At 68.4% G+C, this 12,786-nt stretch carries 12 protein-coding genes and 1 riboswitch; of the genes, 10 read left to right on the top strand and 2 right to left on the bottom strand.

All coding sequences use genetic code 11. The features are described from left to right. Window positions 1–73: 73 nt before the first annotated feature. Window positions 74–1,834, bottom strand: a complete 1,761-nt coding sequence (locus tag IDF66_RS00940) for a DEDD exonuclease domain-containing protein (protein ID WP_190265436.1) — start codon at window positions 1,832–1,834, stop codon at window positions 74–76. 190 nt (window positions 1,835–2,024) lie between these two features. Between IDF66_RS00940 and IDF66_RS00935 the strand changes: the two genes are divergently transcribed. From IDF66_RS00935 to IDF66_RS00915, 5 genes are all read left to right on the top strand, one after another. Next, entirely contained in the window at window positions 2,025–2,309 is a 285-nt protein-coding gene (locus IDF66_RS00935) for a hypothetical protein (protein WP_190265435.1), read from the top strand. A gap of 108 nt (window positions 2,310–2,417) precedes the next feature. Beyond that, window positions 2,418–2,598, top strand: a riboswitch (cyclic di-AMP (ydaO/yuaA leader). Window positions 2,599–2,612: 14 nt separating this feature from the next. Then, on the top strand, window positions 2,613–3,332 hold the full coding sequence (locus tag IDF66_RS00930; protein WP_164309256.1) for a C40 family peptidase: 720 nt from the start codon (window positions 2,613–2,615) through the stop codon (window positions 3,330–3,332). A 219-nt stretch (window positions 3,333–3,551) separates the two neighbouring features. Next, complete coding sequence (locus IDF66_RS00925) at window positions 3,552–4,556, top strand: C40 family peptidase (protein WP_164309406.1); 1,005 nt, start codon at window positions 3,552–3,554, stop codon at window positions 4,554–4,556. 27 nt (window positions 4,557–4,583) lie between these two features. Then, window positions 4,584–6,092: a hypothetical protein gene (locus IDF66_RS00920; RefSeq protein ID WP_164309257.1), complete on the top strand. Its 1,509-nt coding sequence runs from the start codon at window positions 4,584–4,586 to the stop codon at window positions 6,090–6,092. Then, window positions 6,092–7,210, top strand: a complete 1,119-nt coding sequence (locus tag IDF66_RS00915) for a glycosyltransferase family 4 protein (RefSeq protein ID WP_190266237.1) — start codon at window positions 6,092–6,094, stop codon at window positions 7,208–7,210. The genes IDF66_RS00920 and IDF66_RS00915 overlap by 1 nt, the downstream gene beginning before the upstream one ends. Window positions 7,211–7,223: 13 nt before the next feature. On the opposite strand, the gene IDF66_RS00910 is transcribed toward IDF66_RS00915, so the two are convergent. Next, window positions 7,224–9,026: an AMP-dependent synthetase/ligase gene (locus IDF66_RS00910; protein WP_190265434.1), complete on the bottom strand. Its 1,803-nt coding sequence runs from the start codon at window positions 9,024–9,026 to the stop codon at window positions 7,224–7,226. Between the two features lie 118 nt (window positions 9,027–9,144). Here IDF66_RS00910 and IDF66_RS00905 point away from each other — a divergent pair, with 118 nt between their 5' ends. From IDF66_RS00905 to IDF66_RS00885, 5 genes are all read left to right on the top strand, one after another. After that, on the top strand, window positions 9,145–9,573 hold the full coding sequence (locus tag IDF66_RS00905; RefSeq protein WP_190265433.1) for a hypothetical protein: 429 nt from the start codon (window positions 9,145–9,147) through the stop codon (window positions 9,571–9,573). Continuing rightward, complete coding sequence (locus IDF66_RS00900) at window positions 9,573–10,010, top strand: SRPBCC family protein (protein WP_164309260.1); 438 nt, start codon at window positions 9,573–9,575, stop codon at window positions 10,008–10,010. Before IDF66_RS00905 ends, IDF66_RS00900 begins: the two co-directional genes overlap by 1 nt. A 20-nt stretch (window positions 10,011–10,030) precedes the next feature. Continuing rightward, window positions 10,031–11,248 (top strand): ArsA family ATPase, encoded by a 1,218-nt coding sequence (locus IDF66_RS00895; RefSeq protein WP_190265432.1) that lies wholly within the window; start codon window positions 10,031–10,033, stop codon window positions 11,246–11,248. 82 nt (window positions 11,249–11,330) lie between these two features. Next, a complete protein-coding gene (locus tag IDF66_RS00890) occupies window positions 11,331–11,768 on the top strand; it encodes a hypothetical protein (protein WP_190265431.1) in 438 nt (145 codons plus the stop codon). Further along, complete coding sequence (locus IDF66_RS00885) at window positions 11,768–12,751, top strand: ROK family protein (RefSeq protein WP_190265430.1); 984 nt, start codon at window positions 11,768–11,770, stop codon at window positions 12,749–12,751. Before IDF66_RS00890 ends, IDF66_RS00885 begins: the two co-directional genes overlap by 1 nt. Window positions 12,752–12,786 lie beyond the last annotated feature (35 nt).

The raw sequence follows: 12,786 nt of genomic DNA, 5'->3' as shown, positions 1-12,786 counted from the left end.
CGACCTCGCCGACCGTGCACATCATGCGCTGATCGGCGGGGTGGCGCGTGTGTGGGTACCTGACGAGGGGCCGTCACCCTGCGCGCCGAGGCGCCTCGCGTGCTGCATGCGCGGTCTGCGACCACGGCAACCACCGCTCGGCGCTCGCCGCAGGTAGGGCGAACGGCTCCGTCGTGGAGACGATCCGGGCGCCGGGGTCGGTGACCCAACGATAGAGCAGCCCGGCCTCTTCTGGTGGGGCTCCGAGCAACGGCCCGTCGGTCGCGACGACGGTCTCGGCGGATGCGGTCAAGGTCTCGACGACGGCCATCGGGGCGATGCCCCGGCGCGCGACCCCGGCACTGGCGAGCCGACCGTGCCGGATGACCGCGATCTCCCACCCCCGATCGGGATCGGGGCGGGCCACGACGAGTTCGCTGATCGTGCACAGCGCTGCGAGTCGTTGGCAGCGGGCCAGGGAGTCGATTGTCGCGGACACCCGGTCCCGTTGTCGGGCAGCACTTTCGAACATCTGCGCATCGGCGAGTCGGATCAGCCGATCGGTGAGGTCGGTCAGCAGATGGTCGCAATCGCCTGCCATCAGGTCGCGCACGGCAGAGGCCCGTGGGAGATAGTCGGGGAGGGTCAGCGGGCGGTCCGACGCCGCGTGACACCCTCCGATGCGCGGCCCGCCCGCGGCCTCGGATCGGCACCAGTGGTGTGATGCCGACCCCAGTCGCGTTGTGCAGCTTCGCAATCCGGCTGACCGGCTGATCATGTCGGCGATCGTCGCCGCGGTCGTGCGGTTGCCGATCGGGCCGATGGCGTCGTCGGTGGGGGTCCGCGAGACCTTCAGTCGCGGGAATCGTTCGCCGGTCAGCACGATCCACCAACCGCGGTGCGGTTGGGTCGACCGCCGGTTGTACGCGGGCGCATGCGCGGCCAGAAGCCGCAGCTCACGCACGCCGGCCTCGAGGGCGTGCGCACACTCGACGTGGTCGATCCGGGTGGCCAGATTCACCATCTCGCCGATGCGTCGGCGGGGGTCGCTGCCGGTGAAGTACGACATGACCCGGCGCCGGAGGTCGACGGCGGTGCCCACGTACAGCACCTCCTCCGACGGACCGCGGAAGAGATAGACACCGGGCCGCGACGGCAGGTCCCGCGCCAGGGTGCGTTTGGCGCGCAACCGCGGATTCGATCGCGGTAGATAGGCGGTCAGTTCGCGGTAGGTGTCGACGCCCTGGTTGCCCACCCGTTCGAGGAGGTGATGGAACACCTCGACCGTCGCGCGCGCATCGTCGAGGGCGCGGTGGGTCGGCCGCGTCGAGACGTCGAAGAGATCGGCGAGAGCCGACAGCCGGACGGTGGGGGCCTCATCGCGCGTCAGGATGCGACGAGCCATGGTCACCGTGCACAGGCTGGCGGTGAACGGCCAGTCGATCCCCAGTCGCGCCGCGTTCTGCCGGAGGAAACCCATGTCGAATCGGGCGTTGTGTGCCACCAGGATCGAGCCGCGGGCGAACTCCACGAACGAGGGCAGCACCGCACCGATCATCGGCGCGTCGCTGACCATCGCCTCGGTGATGCCGGTGAGTGTCACGATCTGCGGGGGGATGGGCAGCCCGGGATCCACCAGCGTCGCGAACTCTCCGATGACCTCACCGCCGCGGATCTTCACGGCGCCGATCTCGGTGATCCCGTCGTCGGTCGGACTACCCCCGGTGGTCTCGAGGTCCACGACGACGAGCGTGGTCTCGAAGAGCGAGCGATCGGGCCGGAATCCGTCGTCGCCGTTGTCGTCCAGATCGGCGAAGGTGAGTTGTCCGCCGCCTGTCTGCCCCCTGAGCACCACGCACCGAACATTAGTTCGACGTTACGACAGATTCTGATGTGACAGGCGGGAAAATTGGGTTCGACCGGTGATCGGGCCGGATCTGTCGGTGGCCGTCCCTAGTGTCCATCACGTGTGGCGCACGGTGCCGAGTCAAGCGATTTCGGCCTGTCGACATACCCACAGCACGCGATTGAGATGGAGATCACACATGTACATCGACTGCCAGTCCTGCCCGGGTCGTCCCGTCGCCTGCGACGGCTGCATGATGCAGGTGTTGTTCGACGCCCCCAACTGCGAAAACCCCACTGTCGAAGGTGGAGGAAAGGTTACGAGATCGGGGGTGCCGGGAGACGCCGACATCGACGCCGCGATCGGTGTCTTCGAGGCCGCTGCAATGGTCTCCAGTGCCGCTGCAGTATCTGCAAGAAATGGCAAAACTGCAGATGGGGGCATGGTTTCCGGCCGGCAACTCCGGATTCTGCGCGCTGGTTGAGCACTCGCTCCGATTCGGGCCGGAAAGGGTCGGTGGACAGACCCGCATCGGATTTCGTAACCTTTCCGAGACCTTTGCAGAGCGTCCCGCTCCAACAGGAGTGGTCTGGATCGGTCACCGCTCAATCGCCACAGGCGAACCGGGGAACCATCAGTTTTCGGAGTGATCCGAATCGGGGTGAATCGCGCATGCCCGGCGACGTTTTCGACGTCGTCGCGACACGTGTGTAGGGCCATTCTTCCGGCCCGAACCCGACAGCTAACTCGGTCGGCGGTCGAAGGGAGAGCAAGGAGAAATCGCTTCGTGGCGAAACATCGTTTGGAACAGCCCAACCGCGGCACCAAGGTAGCCAAGCGCGCGGTGGTTGCAGGGTCGATCACCGTCGGCTCGCTCGCCGCTGTCGCGGGACCGGCGCTCGCAGCGCCGATCCACGTGCCCAATGTCGGCACATTCGAACTTCCTGGGGTCGATACCAAGCAGGTCCCCCAGCAATTCCAGGAGCAGAAGGCGGCACCTGCCCCCAAGTCCGCTCCGGCCACCCCCGCGGCCCAGTCGCCCGGTGCGAGTGTCTCCGTTCCGAACCTCGGTACCTTCACCGTGCCCGGTCTGAACGACAACCAGATCCCGCAGCAGTTCAAGCCCAAGGGCGACGACGGCGGCTTCCTGGGTGCGAAGCCGACGGCGGCTCAGAAGGCCGTGCGGGTCGCGGAGAGCAAGATCGGGGCGCCGTACGTCTACGGTTCGGCCGGCCCGAACGCCTTCGACTGCTCGGGTCTCGTCTACTACTCGTACAAGCAGGCAGGCAAGACCATCCCGCGCGACAGCTACGGGCAGCTCGGTGGCGGTACGCCGGTGGCGTCGATCGCAGCCGCCAAGCCCGGCGACGTGCTGATCTTCGACGGTGGCGGCCACGCAGGCATGTACATCGGCAACGGAACCTTCGTCCATGCGTCGACCGCCGGGGTGCCGGTCAAGAAGGACAAGGTCTCCAACTGGTCGGTGACCGGAATCCGGCGCTACTGAGCGTCGGCCACCGATGAGGATGTGAACTCGTTTGGGCGGATCACGTGGCATGCGTGATCCGCCCAAACAACTCACCTGGCCTGGCAGGAACGGTCCATCCGGATCGCCGTCAGGGCACGTGATCGGGGGGACAGTGGCGGAGGAGAAGTGATAACCGTGGTTTCCGGATGGTGGACCGCACGGGCGCGGTCCGTGCCAGTGATTCTCGTCGCCGCGGTGATGGCGCTGGTGGTGTCCTCCGGCCAATTCGCTTCGACGGTGGGCGCCGGTGACGCCTCGGCGACGCCGGTCCGGTCGCCGAATGAGCTGCTCAGCCAATACAAGAAGCTCAGCGACGACGCCGAGAAGTCGGCGGAGGCGATGCACAACGCGCAGATCGAGTACGACAAGCAGCGACGCATCGTGGCCGACTCGAAGAAGGCGTCGACCGACGCCGACCGCACACTCGTCGTGACGCAGAAGCGTCTCGAGAGCTATCAGGGCCGGGTCGACTCCGTCGTCCGTGCGAGTTACAAGGGCGCCCGGGTCAATCGTCTGTACGCCGTGCTGGTGAGCGATTCGCCCCAGTCGTTGCTCGACCAGATGTCGGGTCTGGAACTCATCTCGCGCCAGGCGGCCACCGATCTCAAGGGCCTCAAGGACGCTCGCCGGAACACGCTGGCGGCGAAGGCCTCCGCGGACAAGACCGCGACCGAGGCGACCGCTGCGGTGGCCTCGGCCGAGAAGACACGTGGTGAGCTGCAGGCGAAGCAGGCCAATCTGCAACTGCAGGCGGTGCAGATCCGTGCGGTGTACGAATCCATGACCGGTAAGCAGCTGGCAGCTCTGCGTGGCCCGAAGTTCGATTTCGATCCGCGGTTCGTGCCGAAGGGGACGTCTGCCGCGCTCGTCGCGGTGCAGGCCGCGCTGAGCCGGATCGGTGATCCGTACGTGTGGGGGGCCACCGGACCCGATTCGTTCGACTGCTCGGGCCTCATGGTGTGGGCCTACGAGCAGGCGGGCAAGACGCTGCCGCGTTCCAGCGAGGCGCAGAACAGTTCCGGGCAGGCGGTCGATCGCAATGACCTGCGCCCTGGTGATCTCATCATCTATTACTCGGACGCCCACCATGTCGGCATGTATGTGGGCGACGGATACGTGATCCACGCATCCACGTTCGGTGTTCCCGTGAAGGTCGTGCCGATCGACGAGGCGGGACCGTTCAGCGCGGCTCGCCGGTACTGAGTGGCGTGCCGTGAGGGGCGCGTCCGGATGATCGCTGCGGGTGCGCGGCGCCGGCGGAAGTTGCTGACCCTCGCCGGGTCGGCGCTCGTGGTCGCGACGGTGCTGAGCGGGTGCGGACAGGACGTCGCACCCACGACCGAATCGGGTGGCAGTTCGTCGACCACCCCGACCAATGTCTATGAGGAACAGCGGTCGGCGGGGGTGCAGGCCGCCCTGGACGCTCTCGGCAAGGGTTTGCTTGCCGGCGACAGTGCCCGCGTCACCGATCTCCTCGACGCTTCGGCGTCGCCTGCCTTCCGCGCCCGGATCGAGACGTCGATCGCCAATCTCGCCGGCGCCGGACCCGGGAGTCGATCGTCGAGCCCGACGTCGTCGCCCGCTCTCGACCTCACATCGACGCCGCGACCGGAATCGCCCTCCGCCGATGCCCCGTCCGCGACCCCGTCGGCGTCGGTGCCGCCGCCGGACCGCGGAGAAGCCTTGCAGTTGAAGGACCTTCGCTATGTCCTGGCGCCCACCGAGGAGGCCGAGACGCTGGTGCCCGCCGACTTGCAGGCGCGGCTCGACGCCCAAGGGAGTTCGGACTCCTGGGTGGCGCCGGTGGAACTGCACTACGCGCTTGGCGGTGCAACCAAGCCGGGGCTCGACGAGCCCGAGGTGGTGGTCTCGTCCCAGTTCGTGATGGCGCGGTACGGGGATGCCTGGAAGATCGTCGGCGATGCCTCGGCAATCGGGGCCGCCGCCATGCCCACCCAGCTGTGGGAACTCCCTGACGTCGCGGCCGATGACGTCGCGACCGCCGGTGGGGAATCGGTGGTCGCGTCCTACCCCGGCACGGAGACCGTGGTCGACCGCGTTCGCCGGCTACTGCCGGGCGCGACGGCCGCCGTCACCGATTTCTGGGGCTCCGACTGGCCGCGACGGGCGGCGGTGGTGGCGACCGGCCGGCCGTCGGAGTTCAGGGATCTGGCCCAGAGCGCGTCGACCGACATCGCAGGCGCGGCGGCGGCCACCGTGTTCAGTCGGATCGACACCGGCGCGCATTCGGCAGCCGGACAACGCATCATCCTCACCCCGAACGCGGGCGAACTCGCGGAGCCCGCGCTTGCAGTGGTGCTGCGGCACGAACTGACGCACGTGGCCGCGCGCGTGGTGACGTCGCCGGGCGCTCCGTTGTGGATCACCGAAGGCGTTCCGGAGTACGTCGGACGCAAGGACACCTATGTCCGGCTCGAGGACGCTGCGCCCGATCTGGCAGCTGCCGTACGGGCCGGTGAGGGTCCGACGGCGCTGCCGACCGACCGGGAGTTCGCAGTGGATTCGGATCAGGCACTCGTGGCCTACCAGGCGGCGTGGTCGGTGTCGGCATTCGTGGCCGCCCGTTTCGGTGAGGAGAAGCTCAAGGAGCTCTACGTGGGCGTCGCCGGTACCGACGACGTGAAGCGGCAGGACGTCGCGATCCGTAGGGTTCTGGGGATGTCGCGTGCCGAGTTCGTCGCCTCGTGGCGGCGATGGCTGAACCAACAGGTCGACTGATGCGCCGGACCCTGTTGATCACCAACGACTTCCCGCCCCGACCCGGGGGCATCCAGTCATATCTGCAGAACCTTGTCGATCGCCTGCCGCCGGACGAGGTGGTGGTCTACGCACCGCGGTGGCGTGGCCACGAGGAGTTCGACGCGACGGTTCCCTACACGGTGGTGCGGCATCCCACCACGCTCATGCTGCCCACTCCGTTCGTCGCCCGCCGAGCCTCGAAGATCATCCGGACCCACGGCATCTCGACGGTCTGGTTCGGCGCTGCCGCGCCGTTGGCGGTCCTCGCTCCGGCGATGCGGCGGGCCGGTGCCGAACGGGTCGTCGCGAGCACCCACGGTCACGAGGTCGGATGGTCGATGCTGCCCGTCGCGCGCCAGGTGCTGACCTTCATCGGCCGCAACGTCGATGTCGTCACCTTCGTGAGTCGCTACACGCGCGGACGGTTCGCGTCGGCGTTCGGCGCACGGGCCGCCCTGGAGTATCTGCCGCCCGGCGTCGACACCGGCCGGTTCGCGCCTGACCCGCGGGCGCGTCAGAGGATTCGGGAACAGCTCGGGCTCGGTGAGCGTCTGACGGTGCTCTGCCTGTCCCGGCTGGTGCCGCGTAAGGGGCAGGACGTGTTGATCCGCGCACTGCCGTTGATCCGGCGGGAGATCGGCGACGTGGCGCTGGTCATCGTGGGCGGGGGACCCTACGCGCAGACCCTGCGCGAATTGGTGGCGCAGAACGGGATGGGCGAGCACGTGGTGTTCACCGGTTCGGTGCCCTCGGCGGACCTGCCCGCCTATCACACCATCGCCGATGTGTTCGCGATGCCGGCGCGGACACGGGGACGCGGTTTGGATGTCGAGGGACTCGGCATCGTCTACCTCGAGGCGTCGGCGACCGGGGTCCCGGTTGTCGCAGGCCAGTCGGGCGGGGCGCCTGAGACGGTCGTGGAGGGCGTCACCGGGACCGTCGTCGACGGCACCGATGTCGACGCGGTCGCGTTCGCGATCACCGCGATTCTGGCGGACCCGGCGACCGCGTCCGAGATGGGCGTCCGGGGGCGCGAGCACGCCGTCGACACCTGGGAGTGGCGGTCGATCGCGGCTCGACTTCGTCAGCTGCTCTGAGCCTCCGGGGGCCTCAGCGGGTGTAGATCGCGTCGATGTCGTCGGCGAACTTCTGGACCACCACGTTTCGCTTCACCTTCAGGGTCGGGGTCATCTCCCCGGTCTCCTCGGTGAAATCGTCTGGGAGGATGCGGAACTTCTTGATCGCCTCCGCGTGCGAGACGGTCTTGTTCGCATCGTCGACGGCTGCCTGGACCTCGGCCCGCAGGTCGTCGTCGCCCGCCAGGTCGGCGACGCTCGCGGACGCGGGCTTGTGGTGGCGATCCTTCCACGCGGGGAACGCTTCCGGATCGATCGTGATCAGTGCGGCGATGAAGGGTTTCGCATCGCCGATGACGAGCGCCTGCGAGACGAGCGCGCTGGATCGGATGACATCCTCGAGGCCGGCGGGGGACACGTTCTTGCCGCCGGCGGTGACGATGAGTTCCTTCTTCCGGCCGGTGATCGTGAGGAATCCGTCACCGTCGACGTTCCCGAGGTCGCCGGTGTGGAACCAGCCGTCCTCGATCGCGCTGGCGGTGGCGTCCGGATTCTGCCAATAGCCACCGAACACGACACCGCCCTTGAGCATCACCTCGCCGTCTTCGGCGATCCGTACGCTGTTGCCGGCCAACGGTTTTCCGACAGTCCCGACCCGCACCTGGCCAGGTGTGTTCACGCTGAAGGCCGCGGTCGTCTCGGTGAGGCCGTAGCCCTCGTAGACCGGGATGCCGATTCCGGAGAAGAAGTGTCCGAGTCGGGCCCCGAGTGGTGCGCCGCCCGAGATGGCGAGCTCACACTCGCCGCCGAGTGCCGCCCGCAGCTTGCCGTAGACCAGTTTGTCGAACACCGCGTGCTTGGCCTTGAGGACCAGCCCGGGGCCGCCCCGTTCGAGCGCCTGCGAGTATTCGACGGCCGCGTCTGCAGCGGCGTCGAAGATGCGTCCCTTGCCCTCGTCGTGTGCCTTTTGCCGAGCGCTGTTGTAGACCTTCTCGAAGACTCGTGGGACGGAGAGGATCAGTGAGGGTTTGAACACGGCGAACTCCGGCACCAGGTTCGGGATGTCGCTGGTGTAGCCGATCTCCACGCCCGCCTCGAGCGCGACCAGATTGATGGCCCGTGCGAGTACGTGCGCCATCGGGAGGAACATCAGCAGCCGCTTGTCGGGGCCGAGCAGCGTGCGCATGTTGCCCTCGAGCACCCCGTAGGTCTCCGAGAGCAGGTTGCTGTGGCTGAGCATGCAGCCCTTGGGGCGCCCCGTCGTGCCCGAGGTGTAGATCAGGGTGGCCGGGTCGGCGGCGGCGACCGTCGCACGTCGCTTGGTCACCTCGTCGTCGTGGAGGTCGGCTCCGGCGGCCTCGAGGGCGGCGATGGCCCCGGTCTCTCCGTCCGCGCCGTCGATCTGGAAGACCTTGACGCCCGGGAGGTTCTCGATCCCGTCGAAGATGGCCCGGTGGCCGGCATCCTCGAGCACGATCGCGACGGCTCCGGAGTCCCGCATGATCCATTCGATCTGCGGTCCCGACGACGAGTCGTAGATCGGCACGGGCACCGCCCCGGCCGACCAGATGGCGAAATCGATCAGCGTCCACTCGGGCCGGGTACGGGAGAGGATCGCGACGCGGTCGCCCGGGCCGATGCCCTCGGCGATGAGGCCCTTGGCCAGGGCGGTGATCTGGGTGGCGGCGTCGCCTGCGCGGACCGGCACCCACTGTGGGCCCTCTTTGCGGCGGAACACCGTTTTGTCGGGCTCTCGCTCGGCGATACCGAAGATGATGTCGGTACAGTCGGCGTTCTCGGGGACAGAAAATCGTGCGGGAACGCTGAACTCACTCATCGAGGTACCTTTCGCATGCAGCTTCTCCTCACCGATCGTATCGCTGTGCCCGACGTGACCGGGGGCACGTTCGCCGAGCCCGTCTGACGAGGTCGCTGTCCCGCCGTCGGTGGAGTATGTGAAGCTAGTGAACGTGACGAGCATTCAGGTGGCCGATGAGACCTTCATCGCCGCCGCACCGTCGTCGGTGACGGAGGTGGTCGGGGACCGGGCCAACTGGCGCCGGTGGTGGCCCGACCTCCGCCTGACCGTGACCGAGGAGCGGGGGGCGCAGGGGGTGCGTTGGCGTGTGGACGGCCCGCTGGCAGGCACCATGGAGATCTGGTGTCAGCCGGTGATGGACGGGTTCGTGCTGCACTACTTCCTGCACGCGGAGCCCACGGCCGGTCTGCCTGCCGAAGGGCGGGCCCGAGGGTCGTACCTCGCGGACGCGAACCGTGATCGCCGTGCGGCGGGCAAGGTGATGTCGTTCGAGGTGAAGGATCGCCTCGAGTCCGGCCGCTGGGTGGGCGGTCCGGCGATCGGCGACGACCGGGTGGCCCTCTGATGGCCGAACACACCGAGCGTTCCATCGTGATCAACGCCGATCCCGACGACATCATGGCGGTGATCGCCGACTTCGAGCACTATCCCGAGTGGGTGTCGGCCGCGCGTGAGGTCCAGGTGACCGAGTACGGCGCGGGCAATCGGCCCAGCGAGGTGCGATTCGTGCTCGACGCCGGGGTGTTGCAGGACACCTACGTGCTCTCCTACGAGTGGGAGGCCGACGGTCGGGCGGTCTCGTGGCGACTGGTGAGCAGCGACCTGCAGCGCGATCAGCGCGGCCGATACGTTCTCGCGCAGCAGGTCCCGGGTTCCACGAAGGTCACCTACGAATTGATGGTCGACCTGTTGGTGCCGATGATCGGGCAGCTGAAACGCCGGGCGGAGAAGGCGATCACCGAGGCGGCACTGAACGATCTGAAGAAGAGGGTCGAAGGCTGATCGATCTCACGCCCATCCATGTGGTGATCGGGCCGGGTGGTGCCGGGGTCTCGGTGACCGCGACCTCGGGCGCCCTGAGCCGGTCCGGGACCCGCGGACCCGGAGGCGCCCGTGCGGTCACGGCTCCCGACCGCGACACCCTGCTGGTCACCGTCGACAGGTGCTCGCCGACCGCCGACCTCCTGGGAGTGTTCCGGCAGCCCGACGAACCGGTCGCGGTGTCCACCCGATTGCACCTGCTCTCGCTCGACCGCCTGGCGCTCCTGGAACGGACCTGGACGGAGTTCACCACCGTGCTGTCGGAGACGATGGCCCGATCGAAGGTGGCGTTGCCGGGAGTCGGCGCGGTGTCGGACATCGACGGCGCCGAGCTCTCGACCCTGCCGGGCGTCGAGGACTTCCTGGTGATGCGCCGAATCCGGGACGAAGCCGTGAGCGGCCAGTGGCGCCGGATCGTGGTCGACGCGTCCGGGCTCGGCGACCCGTTCGAGTTCCTGAGGGCGTCGTCGTTGCTGAGTCAGGCGCTGAATCGGTTGTGGCCCAGGCATCGTCGGCTCGCGGCAGCGGCCGAGCGTCCGGTGATGGCCCAGCTGACCGCGGCTGTCGACGAAATCGACCGCGACTGCGTCGATGTCACCGAACTCGTGACCGATCCGCACACGGTGGCGATGCATGTCGTCGTCGGGGCGGACGATCGCGGCGAGCGAGCACTTCCGCACCTGCTGGCCACCGTCGATGTGATGGGTCTCGCGCTGCGATCGGTGGTGATCAACCAGGGTGTCGGAGCAGGCCGTGAGGATGCCGATCATGACGCACGGATGGACCGGTTGCGCGCCGTCGCCCAGGGCGGCGATCCAGGCGTCGAGGTCACTGAGTTGCCGTGTCTGGACCTACCGATCGACCGGGCCGCCCGACTGCGCAAGCTCGGAGTCGGCCTCCCGGTGCCGAACGGCCGGCCGTCCGGGTCGGGTGCGGCGCAGGTCACCGAGGCCGCCGATACCGGGGCCGGTACCTCGCGTGTGTACGAACTGACCTGGCGTCAGCGACTTCCCGATCCCGACGCCCTGCAGCTCGGGCGATCCGGCGACGATCTGCTGGTGACGGTCGGCGGGTTCCGGCATCCGGTGCGCCTACCCTCGGTGCTGCGGCGGTGCGTCGTCGTCGACGCGGCGTGGGACGGAACCGATCTGACGGTCCGGTTCATGCCGGACCCGGCGCTGTGGCCGCAGGGCCGCTGACATCGGCGCACATCCGCCGCACCGCGACGTGGCGGTGGTGTCGCGTACACTACTGCCGGACCCGGACAGGAGAGCTGCCCACATGACCTCGGACGACACCACCGGACCCGACGACGACAACGTCGCAGGCCAAGCCCGTGGCGCCACGGGTGACCCGGTGCGGGACTTTCTCCTCGGCGTCGCGGCCCAGATCGATCAGCTCGCGGCCCTGTTCGGCGGCACCGGAGGACGGGCCACCGGACAGCACGCCACGGCGACCGCCGGGGTGTCCGCGGATGCCGGTACGTTCGCCGACCTCACCGGCGACATCACCACGCTGCTCACCGAGCTCGGAGATCTGCTGGCCCGCCTGATCGCCGCCCTGATCGCCGTCCTCGAGGCGATGGCGAACGCGCTACGATCCACCCCGGCGTCGAACACCGGTGACTCGGCCCAGCCCTATCAGCCGATCGCGGTCCGCATCGACGTCGTCGACCGGTCGGCGAAGGTGCACCGGCCCGACCCGGAGAGCGAGATCTGATGGGGGACTTGACCATCGGCATCGACATCGGTGGCACGAGTGTGCGCGCCTCGGTGGTCGACGACCACGGTGCGATGCTGGACACCCTGCGGGCGGCGACGCCGCCGACGACGAGTGCGCTCGAACACTGCCTCGACCGGCTGGTCGGTGAACTCACCTCCCGGTGGGCCGCCAAGGCGGTCGGACTGGCCATCGCCGGATTCCTCACACCTGATCGCAGGGTGGTGCGATTCGCACCGCACCTCCCGTGGCGGGAGGCCGCGGTCGCCGAGGACATGACCGCCCGGATCGGCATACCGGTGTTCGCCGAACACGACGCGAATGCCGCGGCGGTCGCGGAATGGCGTTTCGGGGCAGCCGCGCGTGGCAAGAATTCGCTGGTGCTCGCCATCGGGACCGGCATCGGGGCCGGCCTGCTGCTCGACGGTGAGATCTATCGCGGCAGCTTCGGCGTGGCGCCGGAGCTCGGGCACCTGACGGTGGTCCCGGACGGTCGGGTGTGCTCCTGCGGGAAGCTCGGATGCTGGGAAAGGTATTGCAGCGGTACCGCTCTGGTGGACACCGTGGTCGAGTTGCTCGCCGACGGCGACTGGGGACGCAGTCAACTGGCGGCGGACGTGGCCGCCGATCCCGGCTCACTGACCGGCCGCCGGGTGGCGGGTGCGGCCGCGGACGGGGATGCCGTCGCGCTGGCGGCCTTCGCCCTGTTCGCCGCATCCCTGGGGCAGGGGCTGGCGATGATCGCGGACATCTTCGACCCGGATCTCATCGTGCTCGCCGGCGGCGTCGGCGCGGCGTCGGGACTGTTCCTCGACGAAGCGCGTGAGCACTACGCACGGTTGGTGACGGGTGCCGGTCATCGGCAGCTCGCCCGCATCCGCGGCACCCAGCTCGGCGAGAGCGCCGGCGTGGTGGGCGCGGCAGAAGTTGCGCGACAAGCCATCAGGGCGCAGGCCGGGGAGACGGTACGCAGCCGAACCTGAGGATGTGTATCGTTTCTGCGAGTAAGGTCTGAGGC

Origin of the sequence: Gordonia hankookensis, assembly GCF_014673215.1 — a bacterium.
In the GTDB taxonomy this organism is placed as follows: domain Bacteria; phylum Actinomycetota; class Actinomycetes; order Mycobacteriales; family Mycobacteriaceae; genus Gordonia; species Gordonia hankookensis.
This window is presented reverse-complemented; position numbering and strand designations above follow the sequence as displayed.

What these genes read in the sequence shown, in the direction of transcription:
- IDF66_RS00910 (WP_190265434.1), bottom strand. Translation starts at nt 9,026, where the DNA reads ATGAGTGAGTTCAGCGTTCCCGCACGATTTTCTGTCCCCGAGAACGCC.
- IDF66_RS00915 (WP_190266237.1), top strand. Translation starts at nt 6,092, where the DNA reads ATGCGCCGGACCCTGTTGATCACCAACGACTTCCCGCCCCGACCCGGG.
- IDF66_RS00890 (WP_190265431.1), top strand. Translation starts at nt 11,331, where the DNA reads ATGACCTCGGACGACACCACCGGACCCGACGACGACAACGTCGCAGGC.
- IDF66_RS00935 (WP_190265435.1), top strand. Translation starts at nt 2,025, where the DNA reads ATGTACATCGACTGCCAGTCCTGCCCGGGTCGTCCCGTCGCCTGCGAC.
- IDF66_RS00925 (WP_164309406.1), top strand. Translation starts at nt 3,552, where the DNA reads ATGGCGCTGGTGGTGTCCTCCGGCCAATTCGCTTCGACGGTGGGCGCC.
- IDF66_RS00885 (WP_190265430.1), top strand. Translation starts at nt 11,768, where the DNA reads ATGGGGGACTTGACCATCGGCATCGACATCGGTGGCACGAGTGTGCGC.
- IDF66_RS00900 (WP_164309260.1), top strand. Translation starts at nt 9,573, where the DNA reads ATGGCCGAACACACCGAGCGTTCCATCGTGATCAACGCCGATCCCGAC.
- IDF66_RS00920 (WP_164309257.1), top strand. Translation starts at nt 4,584, where the DNA reads ATGATCGCTGCGGGTGCGCGGCGCCGGCGGAAGTTGCTGACCCTCGCC.